16 protein-coding genes, 1 other RNA gene and 1 pseudogene are annotated in these 18501 nt (G+C 58.2%); 8 read left to right on the top strand and 10 right to left on the bottom strand.

Annotated elements, in window-relative coordinates:
* Window positions 1-1375: Ig-like domain-containing protein (locus HU748_RS25470; RefSeq protein ID WP_186722427.1), on the bottom strand; the 1375-nt coding region annotated here is incomplete at its 3' end.
* 615 nt (window positions 1376-1990) lie between these two features.
* Between HU748_RS25470 and HU748_RS25475 the strand changes: the two genes are divergently transcribed.
* On the top strand, window positions 1991-2494 hold the full coding sequence (locus HU748_RS25475; protein WP_186670462.1) for a hypothetical protein: 504 nt from the start codon (window positions 1991-1993) through the stop codon (window positions 2492-2494).
* Window positions 2495-2846: 352 nt separating this feature from the next.
* Here the strand turns inward: HU748_RS25475 and HU748_RS25480 are convergent, their stop codons facing one another.
* From HU748_RS25480 to HU748_RS25490, 3 genes are all read right to left on the bottom strand, one after another.
* Window positions 2847-4550: a LeoA/HP0731 family dynamin-like GTPase gene (locus tag HU748_RS25480; RefSeq protein WP_186670460.1), complete on the bottom strand. Its 1704-nt coding sequence runs from the start codon at window positions 4548-4550 to the stop codon at window positions 2847-2849.
* On the bottom strand, window positions 4550-7798 hold the full coding sequence (locus HU748_RS25485) for a DUF726 domain-containing protein (protein ID WP_186722429.1): 3249 nt from the start codon (window positions 7796-7798) through the stop codon (window positions 4550-4552). The genes HU748_RS25480 and HU748_RS25485 overlap by 1 nt, the downstream gene beginning before the upstream one ends.
* A 290-nt stretch (window positions 7799-8088) precedes the next feature.
* A complete protein-coding gene (locus tag HU748_RS25490; RefSeq protein WP_238343461.1) occupies window positions 8089-8673 on the bottom strand; it encodes a restriction endonuclease in 585 nt (194 codons plus the stop codon).
* 251 nt (window positions 8674-8924) lie between these two features.
* Here HU748_RS25490 and HU748_RS25495 point away from each other — a divergent pair, with 251 nt between their 5' ends.
* Window positions 8925-9284: a nucleotide pyrophosphohydrolase gene (locus HU748_RS25495; RefSeq protein ID WP_186722431.1), complete on the top strand. Its 360-nt coding sequence runs from the start codon at window positions 8925-8927 to the stop codon at window positions 9282-9284.
* Entirely contained in the window at window positions 9281-10258 is a 978-nt protein-coding gene (locus HU748_RS25500) for a hypothetical protein (RefSeq protein ID WP_186722433.1), read from the top strand. Before HU748_RS25495 ends, HU748_RS25500 begins: the two co-directional genes overlap by 4 nt.
* Before the next feature lie 24 nt (window positions 10259-10282).
* Here the strand turns inward: HU748_RS25500 and HU748_RS25505 are convergent.
* Window positions 10283-10479, bottom strand: a pseudogene (locus tag HU748_RS25505) (transposase); the annotation flags it as partial.
* 21 nt (window positions 10480-10500) lie between these two features.
* On the opposite strand from HU748_RS25505, the gene HU748_RS25510 reads away from it, so the two are divergent.
* Complete coding sequence (locus tag HU748_RS25510; protein WP_186722436.1) at window positions 10501-10758, top strand: hypothetical protein; 258 nt, start codon at window positions 10501-10503, stop codon at window positions 10756-10758.
* A 76-nt stretch (window positions 10759-10834) separates the two neighbouring features.
* Here HU748_RS25510 and ssrA read toward each other — a convergent pair.
* Window positions 10835-11226: a transfer-messenger RNA gene (gene ssrA / locus HU748_RS25515) on the bottom strand.
* A 105-nt stretch (window positions 11227-11331) separates the two neighbouring features.
* Window positions 11332-11625 carry a hypothetical protein gene (locus HU748_RS25520; RefSeq protein WP_063546147.1) on the bottom strand — a complete coding sequence of 98 codons (294 nt, stop codon included), beginning with the start codon at window positions 11623-11625 and terminating at the stop codon, window positions 11332-11334.
* Window positions 11626-11978: 353 nt separating this feature from the next.
* On the opposite strand from HU748_RS25520, the gene HU748_RS25525 reads away from it, so the two are divergent.
* Genes HU748_RS25525 through HU748_RS25535 form a run of 3 tightly spaced genes read left to right on the top strand, consistent with a single transcriptional unit; the run spans window position 11979 to window position 14580 of the window.
* Complete coding sequence (locus tag HU748_RS25525) at window positions 11979-13415, top strand: cytochrome ubiquinol oxidase subunit I (RefSeq protein WP_186711842.1); 1437 nt, start codon at window positions 11979-11981, stop codon at window positions 13413-13415.
* Window positions 13416-13418: 3 nt separating this feature from the next.
* Window positions 13419-14426 carry a cytochrome d ubiquinol oxidase subunit II gene (gene cydB, locus HU748_RS25530; protein ID WP_186722437.1) on the top strand — a complete coding sequence of 336 codons (1008 nt, stop codon included), beginning with the start codon at window positions 13419-13421 and terminating at the stop codon, window positions 14424-14426.
* A 13-nt stretch (window positions 14427-14439) separates the two neighbouring features.
* A complete protein-coding gene (locus HU748_RS25535) occupies window positions 14440-14580 on the top strand; it encodes a DUF2474 domain-containing protein (protein ID WP_063546145.1) in 141 nt (46 codons plus the stop codon).
* A 363-nt stretch (window positions 14581-14943) separates the two neighbouring features.
* On the opposite strand, the gene HU748_RS25540 is transcribed toward HU748_RS25535, so the two are convergent.
* On the bottom strand, window positions 14944-16068 hold the full coding sequence (locus HU748_RS25540; RefSeq protein ID WP_186722438.1) for a methyltransferase: 1125 nt from the start codon (window positions 16066-16068) through the stop codon (window positions 14944-14946).
* A gap of 97 nt (window positions 16069-16165) precedes the next feature.
* Window positions 16166-16873 (bottom strand): autoinducer binding domain-containing protein, encoded by a 708-nt coding sequence (locus HU748_RS25545; RefSeq protein ID WP_186722439.1) that lies wholly within the window; start codon window positions 16871-16873, stop codon window positions 16166-16168.
* Window positions 16874-17076: 203 nt separating this feature from the next.
* Here HU748_RS25545 and HU748_RS25550 point away from each other — a divergent pair, with 203 nt between their 5' ends.
* Window positions 17077-17853: a ferredoxin--NADP reductase gene (locus HU748_RS25550; RefSeq protein WP_186668392.1), complete on the top strand. Its 777-nt coding sequence runs from the start codon at window positions 17077-17079 to the stop codon at window positions 17851-17853.
* Window positions 17854-17908: 55 nt separating this feature from the next.
* On the opposite strand, the gene mscL is transcribed toward HU748_RS25550, so the two are convergent.
* The gene (gene mscL, locus HU748_RS25555) at window positions 17909-18322 is read right to left on the bottom strand and encodes a large-conductance mechanosensitive channel protein MscL (RefSeq protein WP_054894040.1); all 414 of its coding nucleotides are present in this window, start codon (window positions 18320-18322) and stop codon (window positions 17909-17911) included.
* Between the last annotated feature and the right edge of the window lie 179 nt (window positions 18323-18501).

Here is an 18501-nt window from a genome sequence, read left to right on the forward strand (position 1 = left end):
TCCCCCCAGTGGGCTTGGTGATCACGTTCAACCCTGTCGGAGCATCCGGTGGCGTAGTGTCGATTTTCGGGTCTGCAATGAAGTCCAGGGTTGCAGGCAAACTTTTGTTATTTGCTGCGTCCGTTGCAGTGATGATGATCTTGCCGTTTGGCTGAGGACCGTTGGTATCCAACTTGAAATTGCCGTCGGGCCCGGCTTTTACGTTATGGGTCTTGCCGTCCGGTGTGGTGACGTTGACCGTGCTGTTAGGCTCGGCTTTACCGGTGATGCTGATCCCCCCAGTGGGCTTGGTGATCACGTTCAACCCTGTCGGAGCATCCGGTGGCGTAGTGTCGATTTTCGGGTCTGCAGTGAAGTCCAGAATCGCAGGCAAGCTTTTGTTATTTGCTGCGTCCGTTGCAGTGATGATGATCTTGCCGTTTGGCTGAGGACCGTTGATATCCAACTTGAAGTTGCCATCGGGTCCGGCTTTTACGTTGTGGATCTTGCCGTCCGGTGTGGTGACGTTGACCGTGCTGTTGGGCTCGGCTTTACCGGTGATTCCGATACCCCCAGTGGGCTTGGTGATCACGGTCAACCCTGTTGGGGGAGGAGGAGGGGATGTATCGGCACTTGGGTCAGCCGTATAATTTCCAGTCAGCGTTTTGCTGGTGCGCCCCGAGCTATCCGTTGCCGTCGCCGTAAAAGAGCCATTGGGCTGCGGCACCTTGCTTGCAAAACTGAAACTCCCGTCGTTCCCGGCTATCACGCTAATTTTTGAGCCATCCGGAAAGGTGAAGTCAATGCGCGAGCCAGGAGCTCCTTTGCCAGTGACAGCCATGGTACCGTCGGCTTTAGTGGCTGTCTTAACCTGTGGAGGTTCTGGAGCCGTGGTATTCGGTTTTACGGTGTTAACCCGGTGCCCTCCCCCCCCTCCACCACCTGATTGAGTTAATGCGAACACCCCCAAGGCTGCACCACCCAATAGAGCGCCTTTAGTTAATGGCGAAAGATCATTGAATGATGAACTGATTTTACCCAGCACGGAGTCGGCACCCTGTGCATTTTGTGCGCTTTGCTGAAACGGTTCGTAGCTGACCCCCAGTGGCTGATTTGCAAGTGCGGGCTCTTGAATAACGGCTTCTGTCAATTGCCCATTATCATTGAAGACCAGGGAGTTCTCTTTGCTATCGCGATCGTCAAAGAACTTTTTAATCACTAACCTTTTTTTGTCGAGAAAATTAATAATCAAATTGTCGCCGCTGCGAGTCATTTGCCTGACGGAGAGTTGCCCTGCATTAACGATGACAACGGATGCCGTCTGCAATGTTACTTCCGGGCCTTCGACCAAATTTTGTGTTTGAGTTTTTTTATAAAAAATTATTACTTTCGACATGTACGTTCTTCCTAAAATGCCAAGAAAGCTTTCCGTTCAGCCCCTCTCTGATCTAGGTGAGCATAATGGCGTAATAAAACCTCACACCATAATTCAAACGGAAAGGTCAGACCCTGTTAGTAGCTGAGTGGCCTCATTCGGCGCGCACCCTATAAGATATTAAAATATGCAGATAAACTACTGTGTAGGAAATTTCCTACGGTGGTTTTGTAGTGGTCTAATGAAACCGAATGAACGAGCACCCTGAAAGACAAGACACCGTTTCACCCTTACGGCAAGGGATAGGCAAACGGGGGAGCTTTTGGGCCAGGAGCGGCACCGTTGCTGGAGCCCGGAGCAAAAACTAGCCAGGTTCGCGAGAGCCTTGAGCCAGGACAAAACGTGTCGGTGGTGGCTCGGTGCAACGGCATTAATGCCAAGCTGAACCGGGACGACACAGTGCCGGAGAAGCTGTAGTGCCGGCCTCAGAGCTGAGCGATGCGCTCAAGCAGATCCGTGAACTGCAACGGATGCTGGGTAAAAAACAATGGAAGCGCAAATCCTCAAAGCGGCCGTGGAGATAGCCCGGTCGCGAAAATGGTTTATCCACTCACCTTTGTTGCCGCGGGACGACCCGTGAAGCTGGTCAGCGAATGTTTCAGCGTGGCGCGCTCGCAACTAGCGGTTAGAATCAAGCAATCGGCATCGCCCAAAGTACGGCGAAGCAGGCTTGTGAAGGGCGCTGAACTGGTGGCCGAAATCCAACAACAGGTCAGCGAACTGCCCAACTATGGCTGCCGTCGAGTCTGGGGATTGCGGCATCGCGCCCGTGAAACCAGGTCGCTACCGGCGATCAATGTTAAGCGGGTTTACCGGGTCATGCGTGATTACAACCTGCTGCCTGACCGCCGGATCAAACAACCCAGCGTGCCGCGTCGGAACGAGGGCCGTATTCCCGTGCAAACCAGCGATACGCGCTGGTGCTCGGACGGCTTTGAGTTCCACACTGTAGCAACAGATGATCGGCAAACGACAACGCTACGAACCGAGCGAAAGAGCGTGTGCAATGAATGCGCAACAGATACGTTGAGCCGCATGAGGAAGTTCGCGACTCAAATGATAAAGTCGGCTGATCCATAAGTTGCCGGATGCGAATCGCCATTTGGGAGAGATCCACCGCGAGAGCGGCGTGACCTTCAAGGCTCGGGCCACCTGGTTTGCTGTCATCGACAGCGCTCGCACGGCCAGTTCTACGCCTGTGGATAAACCCGGTCAAGGGTCGACATTCAGCGCCACTTTGGACTTTAAGAGCGGTTATCCACCGGTGGTATTCCGTGGCAACCCCCGGACAACGTGGTTGCTTTTAGCTCTTCAAAGTAAAGGCCTTCCAAACAGGGCGCTTTGCAGTGCCCTATCGACGATAGGGCATGAGCCGATGAAGCCTGGGGTTGTAGCCCAGGCTTCTGTCTGCCCTGTGTGGGTATTGGGGCGGTTAGCTCAACGTTCTGAACTCAGCATCGATGGTTTCAGCTTCAACCCGCCATGCCTGGAAGAGCTGTTGACGCACCCGGCTTTCATCCAGATTGCTTTGCAGCTCTTGTCGGCGAGTATTGAGCTGAAGGTAGTCGGGGAAGAATTCTTCCTTGAAACGTTCAGCGTTCACCAGAGCGATGAAGTCCTGGCGCTGTTTTTCGAAGTTGTCGACCATCGTTGCAATGGTTTTCTTGAAGGCTTCTTCGCGCTTGTATTGCTCCCAGCTGTCCCACGCTTCGAGTGCCACACCCAGCAAAGCCAGGGCACCATTGGCGCCCTTGGCGAATTTCACCGCGCCCCAGGGTTTAAACTTCAGGTACTTGCCGATGTCCATGCCAACCGTCTTGGCAATTGTCGAGATGCCATCTCGAGCGGCCAGTACCGTGGTGTTGTTGATGAGATTGCCCTTGAGCACGTGGTTGATGCCTTGTTTCCCCAGAGCTTTGACCGTCGTATTGAAGTGATTGACCTCACTGTCGAAGCCAACCTGCATCTTCTCGACCTCAAGCGTGATCGACTGGGTCTGGCGGCTGAACTCGTTTTGCAGCCGTGTAGCGAGGATGATGCCTTCGGCACCGACCTCTCGTTCGAAGAAATCGGTGAACGTTTCAAGGCTACAGCCTTTGGCCTGCAGGATCAGATCGGCGAAGTAGCGCGTGGCAAACTCGCGCAGGCTGATACGTGCTTCTTCGATCTGCTGACCGGTGCTTGCCAATTGCTTACCTAACCGACCATTGAGCTCGTCGAGCTTGCTGACTTCGAGGGAAACCTTGTGGTCGTTCTCGACAGCGATCGGCAGTTGGTTGTTGAGCACATCGCGAATTACGCTGGTGCGCATTTCATTGGCCAGCGCAGCGCTGCCACCGTTGTGCTCGATCTTCGCTGTGGTCGCCGTCTGCAGGGTTGCGATATGCGACAGCGCCTTGAATTCTTCAAGGTTGGACAGCCAGTGCTCGGCCCCCAGGTCAAAGGGATTGGCAGCTACTGCAACTATCGAAAGATCGGCTGCTTCCTGATCGCTCAGACCAATCTGTTCGCGAAGCCTGCCCGTGACGTTATCGCGCTTGATCTGCAGATTGGACTGATAGTCCTGTTCGTCTTCAACATCAGCCACCTCATCGAAGCGACTGAGCACGAACACCGTGCGCGGCAGCAGACCCAAGGTGCGGAACAACCAGGTCAGGTCTTCCTTATGGCTTTCCTTGATCGGGTTGGTCGAGTTCATCACGTACAGCACCAGGTGAGATTCGCTCACGTACTTCTTGGTGATGTCCTTGTACTTTTCGATGGCATGGGTTTCGGCGTTTTCCTGCTCCTTGAAACCGAACAGGCCCGGGGTGTCGATCAGTACGAAATCATCATCGACCTCGTAGATTTTCACCTCGTTAGAGGACTCTGCATGACTGATCTTCATACTGGATTTATCCAGCTTTTCCATCCAGGCTGCCGCAATCGATGTCTTGCCCTCGGAGAAACCTCCGATCAGCGCGACCTTGAGTTTTTCACCGGATACGCTGTTGATGGCGTTCCTCAACTTGCTGCTCAGGGCCCCGTCGATCGGCACGCCGGCCTTTGCACCCTGGTCGAGAAAACCTTGCAACCGTTCGAGCAGCGAGAGTGCGTCGGCCTGTTGGGCCTTGAATGTCTTGAGGGTATTTTCCATTACAGTTTTCCTGCGATTTCGATTTGGCGGGAGAGCACTTTCAGGCGTTTGGTGGAGCGCGCCAGCGTTTCAACCTGGCTGGAAGCTTGCTTGGCAGGTGCTTCCAGCGCCCGATCAAGTTGCTCGATCGTCTTCTGCATTTCGCTCATCGCGCTTTCCAGATTTTCACGTAATGCACTGCGCAGTTGTTCGGTAGCGCTGAGCAGATTTTTATCGGTTGCCTGGCGTTGCTGAGATTTCTTGAAGTCGGAATCGAATGCGCCCCAGATCGCTTTGCCAACCGAGATCAAAGCGGTCAGTACCGAAGCCCCTACGAACCACAGGCTGGCACCGCCGGTGAAGGGGGCTGCTGCGATTCCCAGAAGGCTGGCGATCAGTCCTGCAACCTTGATGCCATTGTCGATTTTGATATTGAGTTTGAACGGCTGATTGAACTTCATGCTGCCGAGCTTTCCATAGCTCGCGGTCAGTTCCTGAGCATGCTTTTCGAATCGTTTGAGAATATCTTCGGCAGCCTTCTGGAAGGTGCTCACTTCAACGTTGATGACCTTGGGTAACTGCTTGCCCAACGCGTGTTGCTGTTCCTCAAGCTGTTCGCTCAGGGCTGCCTTGAAAGCATCGTTGCTGATGTCTCCTTCGATCCTCGCATAGACGCTGTTTCGCACCTTGCTGGCGAAGCCGTGGATCAAGGTCTCGCCTGATGATTCAAGGCGCTTCTTCAGCGCACTGAAGCTGCTGTTCAACTGACTCTTGGCGCTTTGCTCTTCTTCGTTGAGTTTGGCCGCCAGCGCCGAAAGCGTTTGTTGAACACCTGAGAGCGTGCCGGTGGTGTCAGTGAGTGCTTCATTGGCCTTGTTGAAGTTGGCCCGAATGATCTTGGACTGGCCGTCACGGATCAATTGCTCGTCGAGCAACTGCAGGAAGCCTCGCAGGCGGGACTTCTCCAGGAGTTCGTCGGCACCAAAGTCCGCGAGCACCTTGGCCCGACGATTGGCGTTCGATGAACCCGGCGCGAAGTGATGGGTCGAGGCAAGGAATGCTGGCAAAGCGGTCAGCGCGAACACCTCCCGGTAGTGTTTGCCAAGCTGCTCGGCCATCTTCTGATCTAGGCCAGCAAGACTCGTGGTTTCGTCTTCGGAAACCAGCGGTCGGCCGTTCAGGGAGTTTTTGGGGCTGGTGATCTTCTTGTTGAAGATTGTCCAGACTTCGGTTTGTGCAGAGAGATGCTTCTTGATCTTCTCCAGCGTGCCCACGTTCTGCCCATCGCCCGTCTGCGGAGGTGCTGCCTGGTTGGTGACGTAGAATACGGCGTGAGCTATCTGTACGGCGCGCTCGATTTCCTCCAGTACCAACCCTTCCTTGCCTTCGATACCCGGTACATCCAGCAAGGCGAAGGGGTGGCCGTCCAGTTCGAGGTCGTAACGCTGTGTTTTGCGCGTGAAGTCGGCACTACCGTCACCGATGATCTGCCCGTCAGCGTGGAGCTTCAGCTCGGTCACCAGTTGCACCAACTGAGTTTCAACTTCCAGGCGCTGTCGTACGAGCGTCCGTTGCTGCTCAGTAGTCGCTGCCTGTTGAGCGGTAAGCGCCGTACAAGCATCGTCGCGTGCACGGGTGACTTCGGCTAACTTCTGCTCGAGTTCAGTGCGGGCGTGCTCGGCTTTCTGCCGTTCGGTGTCCAGTGTCACTGCAGCGCTGTCGCGTGCTGCCGTGGCGGTGGCCAACCGGGCAGTGGCATCGTTGAGCTGTAGTTCTTCCGGCATTTTTCTGAACAGGTTCAGCAGCCTCTGCCAGAGCGAAGCCGTGCTTTTACGTTCGGCGAGAAGGCTGTGCAAACGGGTAACGGCAGCTAGAGCATCTTTGTGCGCGTGCTCGTGTTGCTGGAGCGTGTTGTCCAATCGTTGTGTCAGCTCGCTGGACTGGGCATTGGCCTGATCCAACGCTTCGCGAGCCTGCTGGTAGGGTTGCTCGTACTGCTGCACTGCGGCGGTCAACTGCCGCGTGAGTTCATCAAGTCGCGCTTCGGTCTCCTCAATGCTTTGTTGCAAGCGCTGGAGGTTTTCTTCAGTCAGTTCGTACTGTTCGTGCAGCTTGCGAAAGGCCTCCTGGCTCGCCCGCTTGCCTGGCTCCTGCAGCAGAATCCGCAACGTCTCGATGAGTGTCGACTTGCCTGCCCCGGTTTCACCATAGAAAGCGATGGTGAAGGTGTTCCACTCGGCGTTCTTCTCCAGTTCCGCCAACCGATCGAACAGCGCGGTACGATGTTCGGTGAGCCGCCGCAGCGCTTCTTTCCTGGCCAGGTTCAAGGCTTCGTCGTCCGAAGAGTGCCTCAGCTCACCGATGATGAGGGCCAACTCATCGTTGATTTGCTGGTAAACCTCGCGGGGGCTGTTCAGTTCGAGAGTCATGTAGGGTTCTTCGATGGATTTTTCGTACGCCTGGGGTGGCGGGAAAGGGTCAGCATGAGCGAGGGTCGGCTCAGGAGCGTTCGGCGTAATTGCTTTGAAGCGTGTTTCGGTCAACACCTCGGGGAGTCGCTCCCAGTAATCTGTGTGACCAAAGTCGTTCATTTCGACGCTTTCGAAGTGCTCGACCACGTTGCGTCCCAGGCAGGTTTCGCCCCAATTGAGCAGCAACGTCCGGTCTGTCTTCGAATACGCGTTGATCATCCTGCCTTGCAGGCGCTTTCGCATCTGGCTCGCTTCAATGGCTGAGACCTCGACTGCCGCAGCCATCAGCAGTACATCGTTGATTGCCAACTGATGCCTTCTGGAGAAACTTTTCAGACTGCTGACCACCACCCGACCGCCAAGAGAGTGGCCGATCAGATTGATGGTTTCGACCTGAGGGTGTTTGGTGCGCAGGTACTCTTTCAGTTGATCGAGCAGCACAACACCCATGCTCTCGGCACGAGCGCGGGCATCGCTGAAGTTCTTCAGACGGTCTTTGACTACAGCCCCCACCAATCCCAGGGAAGGACCGAAGCCCCCGGTAGCGCCGAGCGGTACGAGGTTAAGGCTGCCTGCACCCAGCGACCAGAATGACGCGGTGTCGAAGTGCAGATAATGGTTTGATGGCCAGAAGGCAAAGATATTGATGAAGTTACCGAGTTGCGCGGGAATTCTTTCAAGCAGGAGTTGCTTATCTTCGTCGTTGTGCCCGGCGCTGTAGCCGTGGATGAAGATGTTGGCTTCGGTCGTGTTGGTGCTGGAGGACGGCGACGACTGGAACAGGAATGGCAGGGACATCGGCGGCTCCCTATCTGCAGGCGTGCTGCTTGTGGGGCGGTATTGGCCGAGAGGGGGAGTCTGAGTACTCCAGACACAGATGCGATGAGGTCTGGCGCCTGAGGAGGGAGTCCTTGGCTTGGTCCATAGCTGCAACTTCCTTGTGATCGTGAACCGGGTTTCGTGTGGATGCCTGGAAGGGAATTTACCTCGTTTAGGTGGCAAATTGCCATGTCTGGAGCAGGGACGACGCAGATTCGCTGCGGAGATCGGCGCAGGCGCATGGGCAGGCGATCAACGCCACGGCGCAGTTAGTCCTCGGTGAAGTAGTCGCTATCCAGATGCTTCACTTCGTAGACCTGTTTAACGCTGCAGCCCAGGTTGTAATCGACCATCAGTCGGGCGAGTTCGGCGCCATCGATAAGCACTACTTTGATGTCCAGGCTCAAGGCAGCGTCGCGGGCTCCGGCGGAGAAGTCGGATGTCGTGATGAAGACGCCTTTACGGGCGCGTTTACGGGTCAGCGCCCCGATGAACTTATCGATCTCCGGCCGATGCACCGTGTTACCCCAGCGCTTGGCTTGCAGGTAGATGACATCCAGCCCGAGCTTGTCTTCCTTGATGATGCCGTCGATACCATCGTCGTTGGTTTGCTGGGTTGCGCTGCCGGCCTCTTTGCGTGAACCCCCGTAGCCCATGGCGATCATGAGATCGACTACTAATTGCTCGAAGAATGTCGGCGACGCGGCGCGGACTTGGGCGAGGAGGTCGTCTGCCAGCGATTGCGTTGGGAACCATCGAGCGTTTGCCGGTTGGTGAGCGGGGAGGTGGTGCCTGGGCTGGGGGTAGGCAGGGTATGGCGCGGTTTTGCGCACCTCGGCGGTGGTTTTTGGCATCAGTGCGGGACGGCGAAGATGGGCCGGGATGAAGAGGTGGTGGTGGATTGAGCGTTGAGGGTTTATGGGTGAACCGGTTGCGAGTGGTGGATGCTTCGGTGATGCCGCGGGGGGAATACGATGGCAGCTTGTTTGGTGATTGGGGAGCGGGGGACTGACCTTGTAGTGGGGGGCGAAGCGTTGTTGTAGACAGGAAAATTCCTACGGGATACCGTTTCGCATTCCTACATTTATGCGCGCGATTTCCTTCCATGGATGCCCTGAAATCCCTGCGGACTGAACTGGCCGCGTTCGCCACCGAGCGCGACTGGGATCAATTCCATACACCCAAGAATCTAGCGATGGCCTTGTCCGGCGAAGCCGGCGAGTTGCTCGAGCGCTTCCAGTGGCTGACTCCAGAGCAAAGTGAGCGTAATGCGCTTTCGCCAGAGGCGATTGAGGCAATCGAAGAAGAGATGGCGGATGTGCTGCTGTACTTGGTGCGTCTGGCGGATCGCCTGAACGTCGACCTTGAGACCGTTGCCCAGGCCAAGCTCAAGCGGAACGCAGAGAAATATCCGGTCAGTGAAGCCAAGGGCAATGCCGTCAAGTACTCGAGGCGAAGCGAATGACGCCTCGAGTGTTTTATCAGCCCTGCTCGCAGCCGATTGCTCGCAAAAACTTGCAGACCACCATTCTTAACCCAGTGCTGCTCGACGATATCGCGGACTTGCTGGAGCCCGAGTTACTGGCAGCCCTGTATAAAGCCTACCCCGCAGGCAAACTGTGCATCTGGGGGTTATCCTCGCCCAGAACCAGAAATGCCTGGCTCGCCATGCAGCCGGGCGACACCGTTATCTTCAATACCGAAACCGTCGTCACCGTTAGCGCATGTTTTACCCATCGCACACACAATCGCGAGCTGGCCTTGAGGCTCTGGGGCTGGGCAGATGCTGGGGCTGGAAAAACCTGGGAGAACATCTACTTCGTCACTGACGTTCGTCATCACGCTATTCGTTTCAAAGCCATTCAGGCACTAGCCGACAGTGGGCAGGATCGGTCTTTCTCTGGTTACGACGATGTGCAAAGTGCAGCCATTCTGGATAGTTATCCGGAGCTGGACCACGATTACTTCCCTGACCACGTCACGCTGGATGAGGCGCGTCGAGACATCCAGTCGACTGATGGAATGGGGACACGACCTACCCGGTTGGAGCACAAGTACATCGTGCGTCACCTCTTCCAAGGCAAGCCCACTGGCCACTGTTGCATTTGCCTAAACGAGTTCCCCAGGCACCTGCTGGTGGCAGCACATATCAAGAAGCGATCGGCTTGTAGCACGAAGGAAAAGCTCGATATCGAGAACATTGCTGTCCCCATGTGCCGACTGGGTTGCGATCCGCTGTTCGAGCATGGCTATCTCGCTGTCAGGAACGGTAAGGTCGTCCGACATCCTTCGCGTGTAATGACCGAGGCTACGGAGAGCTACGTGGAGAAGGTGCTTGGCACGCAGGTGAGGGGTTGGAGCAGGAAAAATCGGAAGTATTTTGATTGGCATCTGGATGCCCATGGGTTCGAGCCTGGTGTACTGGCTGATTTGGAGTGACGACATTGTAAGTTGAGGGTTGTGGAGCTTACGCTGCTCAGCCTGCTGATCATCGTCTTGCTGGCACTGTTCTTGGGGCGTGCTGTAGAGCTTGATCCAGGCGTAAAGGTTGTGAGCGGGCATCCCTAGACGCTGGGCAACATCGGCAACAGGTCTGCCTTTCTCGGTCACTGCTTGACCGCTTCGATCTTGAACTCTTCGGGGTAACGCTTACGACTCATGGCACCTCTGTGGGCTTCATTATGAGGCTTGAAGTTGTCTACGAAACCAGGGGCGATTCAGACCGTGAGCGCTTGTCTACCCTCCAAAGCTACGTCTGGACTCTCGAACTGCTAGGAGAGGCGCTGATCCAGCATGACGAGATGCTGGAATGCGAGCACAACCCGCAACTGAGCTTTCGCAACACAGCGGGCATTCATCAAGCGATCCGGATCATCAGCGGGCTGGCAAGAGATCAGTTCGCCAAGCTGGAGGCTATGAACGAGGAGAGGGAAAGGTGATGGCGTGCTGCCGTTGAGGCACTGAGTCCCAGGCACAAAAAAAGACGCCCAAGGGCGTCTTCTTCTGTTTCGGATTTGGTGGAGCCGGGGGGATTTGAACCCCCGTCCGCCAGTACTCCGCTGTCGGTACTACATGCTTAGCCGTGTCTACTGAGTTAATCCGCAGCCGCCCGACGGGCAGGGTGCTTTGGACGAGTTGGGTAAGTTTTAGTCGCTTTGCCCCCAACGTGCTACACGACGATCCTGTTCTGTATGACAATCATTTCGGGTTTACAGGCATCCCCTGATGATTGCTGGAGCCGAAGCTACCAGGAGAGCGGGCTCAGCTGCTTACGCAGCGAGAGCGTAACCCTCGTAGTTTTCGTCATTGGCAACTATAGAAAGTTGCAACAGTGGATTTACGAGTTCTGTTACCAACTCGGCATGCACCTAGAGTTTCGCTACCGGCGTCGAATCCTGATCGGCCCCACACTCAGCTCTAGCTGACGTATCTCTCGACACGTGCCGCCGAGTATACGCCTTTGCGCGGGCGGCGTCGACTGCTGGTGCCGCCGCCCGTTGCAACAGAGCGGCTCAGGCGCCGCTGCCGCCGGCCGAGCCGCTGCCTTTCTCGGTCTTTTCCAGGCGCTCCAGCACCTTGCTGGTGATGGCGATGCACTCCTTGGTATCGCCGCTGGCCTGGGCGGCCTTGGCTTTGTCGACATGCTCGGTGAGGGCCTTGTCCAGGCCTTCGGACGTGGCGCCGGCGGTAGCCATGCTGTCGTTGATCTTCTGCAGGTTGATCGCGCACAAGTCATCGGCAGCGAATACAGGCGAGGCCAGCAGGGTGGCGGCCGCGAAGAGGGCGGAAAGCGCTGTACCTTTCATGGGTGTCTCCTGGTGAAGGCCTCTGGAAGGTGGGCCTGAAAGGTGGACTGTGGCCATTGGCCAAGGGTTCCATCGGGGTTGACCGGGCGATCCACCAAACCCGTCGCGAGTAAAGAGGGTGAGGCAACCGGTCACGCGGCAAACAACCACACAGCCTGCCCTGGCATTCGGGACTATGCTTCCCAACAGCCGTTGATCTGGATCAATCGTTCCAGATGAAACGAGTTGGCCACCTGGCCAGAATCCCTGCGATCGAACAGAACAATTCGACAACAGCGCACTCGATCACCGTGGGGGCAGTGAGCGCGAGGGTCACGAGCCCGAACGCCCGGATTACCTGAAGAGGAAGCACTATGTTCGGTTTAGAGGCCTTGGAGCTCGCCCGAATCCAGTTTGCGTTTACCGTATCCTTCCACATCCTGTTCCCGGCCATCACCATTGGCCTGGCGAGCTACCTGGCGGTCCTCGAAGGCCTCTGGCTGAAGACCAACGACAACGTCTACCGCGACCTCTACCACTTCTGGTCGAAGATCTTTGCCGTCAACTTCGGCATGGGGGTAGTCTCGGGGCTGGTCATGGCCTATCAGTTCGGCACGAACTGGAGCCGTTTCTCCGATTTTGCCGGTGCCGTCACCGGGCCTTTGCTGACCTACGAAGTGCTGACTGCCTTCTTCCTCGAAGCGGGTTTCCTCGGGGTCATGCTGTTCGGCTGGAACCGCGTGGGGCGTGGGCTGCACTTCTTCTCCACGGTGATGGTGGCGCTCGGCACGCTGGTGTCGACCTTCTGGATCCTCGCCTCCAACAGCTGGATGCAGACGCCCCAGGGCCACGAGATCATCGATGGCCGGGTGGTGCCGGTCGACTGGCTGATGATCATCTTCAACCCCTCGTTCCCCTACCGCCTGATGCACATGGCCACGGCTGCGTTCGTTGCCACGGCGTTCTTCGTCGGTGCCTCGGCGGCCTGGCATCTGCTGCGCGGGCGGGATAATCCGGCGGTGCGCAAGATGCTGTCGATGGCCATGTGGATGGCGCTGATCGTTGCGCCGATCCAGGCGGTGATCGGTGACTTCCATGGCCTGAACACGCTCAAGCACCAGCCGGTGAAAATCGCCGCCATCGAAGGCCACTGGGAGAACAAGCCCGGCGAGCCGACGCCGCTGATCCTGTTCGGCATCCCCGACATGCAGGCCGAGACCACGCGCTTCAAAGTCGAGATTCCGGCGTTGGGCAGCCTGATCCTGACGCACAGCCTGGACAAGCAAGTACCGGCCATGAAGGAGTTCCCGCCTGAAGACCGGCCGAATTCGACCATCGTGTTCTGGTCGTTCCGGGTCATGGTCGGGCTGGGCTTCCTGATGATCTTCGTGGGGCTATGGAGCTTGTGGCTGCGCAAGCGTGGCACGCTGTACAGCTCGCGGCCATTCCTCTACCTCACGCTGTGGATGGGGCCGTCGGGGTTGATCGCGATCCTCGCAGGCTGGTTCACCACCGAGATCGGTCGTCAGCCGTGGGTGGTGTATGGGCTGATGCGCACGGCGGACGGGGTGTCGAACCACAGCTACGGACAGCTCGGCTTCACCCTGGTGATGTTCGTGGTGGTGTACTTCGCGCTGTTCGGCACCGGCATCGGCTACATGATGCGCCTGGTGCGCAAAGGGCCGCATACCGGCGAGGGCGATACGCAGCCACCGGGAGGTCCCGGGCAGAAACGCACGCCAGCGCGGCCGCTGTCGGCTGCCGATGACGGCACGGAACACGACGCCGTCAGCCTGAACAAGGGGAACTGAGCCATGGGTATCGATCTTCCGCTGATCTGGGCCGTGATCATCATCTTCGGGGTGATGATGTACGTGGTCATGGATGGCTTCGACCTGGGAATCGGCATGCTCTTCCCCTTCGTCAAGGGCGAGCGTGACCGTGACGTGATGATGAATACCGTCGCGCCTGTATGGGACGGCAACGAAACATGGCTGGTGCTGGGCGGGGCGGGGCTGTTCGGGGCCTTCCCGATGGCCTACTCGGTGGTGCTCGAGGCGCTGTACCTGCCGCTGATCCTGATGCTGGTGGGCCTGATCTTCCGTGGCGTGGCCTTCGAGTTCCGCTTCAAGGCCAAGGCCGACAAGCGCCACCTGTGGGACAAGGCGTTCATCTGGGGTTCGCTGGTGGCCACTTTCTTCCAGGGCGTGGCGCTGGGGGCCTTCATCGAGGGCTTCAAGGTGGTCGACCGCCATTACGCGGGTGGCGCGTTTGACTGGCTGACGCCGTTCAGTATCTACAGTGGCCTGGGGCTGATCGTGGCCTATACGCTGCTGGGTTGCACCTGGCTGATCATGAAGACCGAAGGACCGCTGCAGAAGCAGATGCACGACCTGGCGCGGCCGCTGGCGCTGGTGCTGCTGGTGGTGATCGGCATCGTCAGCCTGTGGACGCCGCTGGCTTATCCACAGATCGCCGATCGTTGGTTCAGCATGCCCAACCTGATCTGGTTCATGCCGGTGCCGGTGTTGGTGCTGGTGACCTTCTATGGGTTGCTCAAGGCGGTGGCGCGCAACGCCAACTACACGCCGTTCCTGCTGACGTTGGTGCTGATCTTCCTGGGCTACAGCGGGTTGGGCATCAGCCTGTGGCCGAACATCATCCCGCCGTCGATCTCGATCTGGGATGCCGCTGCGCCAGCGCAGAGCCAGGGCTTCATGCTGGTGGGGACGCTGTTCATCCTGCCGTTCATCCTGGGGTACACCTTCTGGAGCTACTACGTGTTCCGCGGCAAGGTGACCCACGACGATGGCTACCACTAGGGAGTGCCGGGCGATGGATATCGAGGAGAAGAAACCGCTGTGGCAGCGCCTGGGTTGGCTGGTGCTGATCTGGGCGCTGAGTGTCGCGGCGCTGGGGATCGTGGCCTATGGCATGCGCATGTTCATGAGTGCGGCGGGGTTGAGTACGCATTGAGCCGGGTAAGGGCTTTGTTGTCCTGGTAGGAGCACCTTCCTGGTTCAAAATCTAAAGGCCAGCCCGGTCCTTGTGGGAGCGGGCTTGCCCGCGAAAAGGATACTGCGGTGCATGGCACCGGCTGCGCCGGTGATCGCGGGACAAGCCCGCTCCCACAGAAGACTGGTTCCCCACAGAAGACTGGTTCCCCACAGAAGACTGGTTCCCACAGAAGACTGGTTCCCCACAGAAGACTGGTTCCCACAGAAGACTGGTTCCCACAGAGGACTGGGTCCCACAGAAGACTGGCTGGTTTCAAACCCTAAGCCTGGACCCGACATTGGGCTGGCTTTTGGGTTTTTTACAAGACAGTTGGCCCTACGATCACTTGCGCGCCTTGAGCACCACGAACTTTGGCGTCGCCGCGACCTGCTCCACACCGCGGAACAACCGCGACAGCTTGCTGTGATAGCCCAGGTGACGGTTGCCGACGATGTACAGCGCGCCGCCGACCACCAGCGCCTCCCGGGCCTGCTGGAACATGCGCCAGGCGAGGAAGTCGCCGACCACTTGCTGCTGGTGGAATGGCGGGTTGCACAGCACCACATCCAGCGACTGCTTCTGCTGCCCGGCCAGGCCATCATCGGCGTGGATGTCCGCTGCGCGATCGCCCAATGCGGCCTGCCAGTTTTCCCGCGCCGATTGCACGGCCATGTACGACTCGTCCACCAGCGTGTAGTGCGCATACGGGTTGGTCAGTGCACTGGCGATGGCCAGCACGCCATTGCCGCACCCCAGGTCTGCGACCCGGGCGCTGCCGAGGTTGCGCGGCAGGTGCGGGAGGAAGGCGCGGGTGCCGATGTCCAGGCTTTCGCGGCAGAACACGTTGGCATGGTTGACCAGCTCCAGCGCTGGGCTGTCCAGGCGGTAGCGGGTGGGGTAGGGCGAAGCTGCGACGGGGCGCTCGCCAACCGTGGCGATCAGCAGGCGGGCCTTTTTCTGCGCAAGCGACGCCTGGACCGGGCCGATGTACTGCTCCATCAGGTCGCCGGCGGCACGCGGCAGGTGCTTGATCATCGCCCCGGCGATCACTTCGGCGCCGGGTGCCAGCTTGCCCTGCAGGCGGATCAGTTGTTCCTCGAGCAGCGCGAGGGTCTTGGGTACGCGAATCAGTACGCGGTCGAACGGCCCCTGCCAATGATCGCTGGAGGGTACGAAGGGCACGCTGTCGTAAGGTTTGCCATTGCGCGCGAGGTTTTTCTCCAGGGCCAGGTGGGCCAGATAGGAGTCGCCGCTGCTGGTCACCTGCACGTGGCCGGCGAGGCTTGCCGCCAAGGCGCCGAAGCTGTCGTTGAGGATCAGCACGCGGCACGCGGCTTGAGGTGCCTGGGCTGCCAAATGGCTCAGCAGGTACTCGTCGGCAGCGTCGAAGGCTTGCAGGGGGTCGTTGTTCTGCTCCGGCTGGCGGATCAGGTCGAGTTCGGCGAAGGGGCTGGTCAGCAGGGGCATGGGGGAACGGACTCGATGCGGCTTTGCCTGTGGTGGACGACCACAGACGTCAAAACGTTCGATTCTACAGGGCTTTGCCGATGACGGGCAGTGACTCTCAGATTAAACCGTGACGCACGGCAACCACGACGGCAGCGGTCTTGTTGGGCACGTTGAGCTTGGTGATCACGCTGCGGATATGAAAGTTCACGGTGCTCGGCGACAGCGAGAGAATGCAGGCGATGTCTGATGCGGTCTTGCCATCAGCGGTCCACTTGGTGACCTCCAGCTCACGGTCGGTCAAGGCTGGGGCCGGATCCATCGCCTTGCGGTGATGATTGCAGATCAATTCATGCAGCACGTTGTGCAGCCAGAACAGTTGTGCGCTCTCGGCCAGGAATTCGAGTGTCGAGATCGGGTGCCTGGGGCGGGCCACGCTGAGCTGGCTGATGTCGTGGATGTGATCGTGGAGCGATTGCGTCCACCCATGCCGCAGGCCATGACTGCAGGCGAGGCTACGGTATTCGGGGGCCTCTTTATAGAGTTCGTCTTCCCAGAGCACTGGGGCCGTGGAGCTGCGGCTGAGGGCCATGAAAGGGTCTTGCTCGATGAAGTGGCGATCTGCCTGATAGTGGGCATTCCACTCCTTGGGAAAATTGTTGTACAGGATCACATGGGCACGTTGTGCAGGAACATGTAGGTGCAGCGTAAGCCCGAGGTACTCCATTCCCATCTCTTGAACGAGTGCGATGGCTTGGTCGAACATGCGTTCTGGGTGCCGCTCACCCAGCAACGCATGGAGATTTTCGGGCTTCCAATGCGACATGTTCTTGCTCCAAGTGGATCCATAATTTCACGACATCCACCCGAGTGTAGGAAAAGCTGACTAACGCGCAGGAAATTTTTCGCTATAGCCAATGCCTGAATATAGATTTTGTTGTACCTGATCTGTACGAGACCCTACAGCTCCTCGGTGTTCCTGCGCGTCACTTTGCGCCACACTTGGCGTATTCACCTTGGGAGTCCGTCATGACCGCCAGTGCCGACAAGTTCACTTCGCAAACCCTGCTCGATGTCCAACCTTTGACGCCGAACCTCTTCAGCCTGCGTGTAACGCGTGATGCGGGGTTCCGTTTTCGGGCCGGGCAGTTCGCGCGCCTGGGGGTGTCCAAGGCCGACGGCAGTGTGGTGTGGCGGGCCTATTCGATGGTCAGCGCGCCCCATGACGAGTTTCTCGACTTCTTCTCCATCGTGGTGCCGGGTGGCGAGTTCACCAGCGAATTGAGCCGGCTGGGAGAGGGCGACACACTGCTGATCGATCGTCAGGCTTTCGGCTACCTGACCCTGGATCGCTTCGTCGGTGGCCGCGACTTATGGCTGCTGGCCACAGGCACCGGTATCGCGCCCTTCGTGTCGATCCTCCAGGACTTCGAGGCCTGGGAGCGCTTCGACAACATCAAGCTGGTGTATTCGGTGCGTGAAGCCAAGGAGTTGGCGTACCTGGACCTGATCGCCGGGCTTGAGCAGCGCGACTACCTGGCCGAGTTCGCCGGCAAGCTGCAGTTCATTCCGGTGGTCACGCGTGAGGTACATCCTGGCGCCCTGAATGCGCGGATCACCACGCTGATCGAGAGCGGCGAGCTGGAGCGGGCGGCGGGCCTGGAGTTTTCGCCGGAGCATTCGCGGATCATGCTGTGCGGCAACCCCGACATGATCGACGAGACACGCAAGGTGCTGAAGGCGCGCGACCTGCAACTGAGCCTGAGCAAGCGGCCGGGGCAGGTGGCGGTGGAGAATTACTGGTAGGGCGCTTTGCGCGCGACGCTATCCGGGGCCGTATCGCGGCCCCGGTGCGTTTTGGTCACGGCTGGCGGTTCTGCGCCTTGAGCAGGTCGCGGATCTCGGTCAGCAGGGTTTCCTGTGGCGTCGGCACCGGTGGGGTGGTGGGGGCCACGGCCTCTTCGCGCTTGAGGCGGTTGATCGCTTTCACGCCCATGAAGATGGCGAACGCCACGATCACGAAGTCGATGACGGTCTGGATGAACTTGCCGTAAGCCAGCACCACCGCCGGGATATCGCCTTCGGCGGCCTTGAGGGTGATCGCCAGGTCACTGAAGTCCACACCGCCGATCAGCAGGCCCAGTGGCGGCATGATCACGTCGCCAACGAACGACGAGACGATCTTGCCGAAGGCCGCGCCGATGATGATACCAACCGCCATGTCGACGACATTTCCCTTGACCGCGAAGGCCTTGAACTCGCTGAGCACGCCCATGTTTTATTCCTTTGTAACAAATGGTGAGGTAAACGCAGTGTAAGCCACTAAAACGCTTCATGCGCTGCATTCAGGGCTACAGACTGCCATTAGAACGAATAGTTTTGTCGCACGCAGCAGCGCCCGAGGCACATCGGGCTTGGGCTATCATGGCGGTCTTTGCCCAGGAGACTGACCCG

This window comes from Pseudomonas sp. RW3S2 (assembly GCF_014268955.1).
In the GTDB taxonomy this organism is placed as follows: Bacteria; Pseudomonadota; Gammaproteobacteria; order Pseudomonadales; family Pseudomonadaceae; genus Aquipseudomonas; species Aquipseudomonas wayambapalatensis.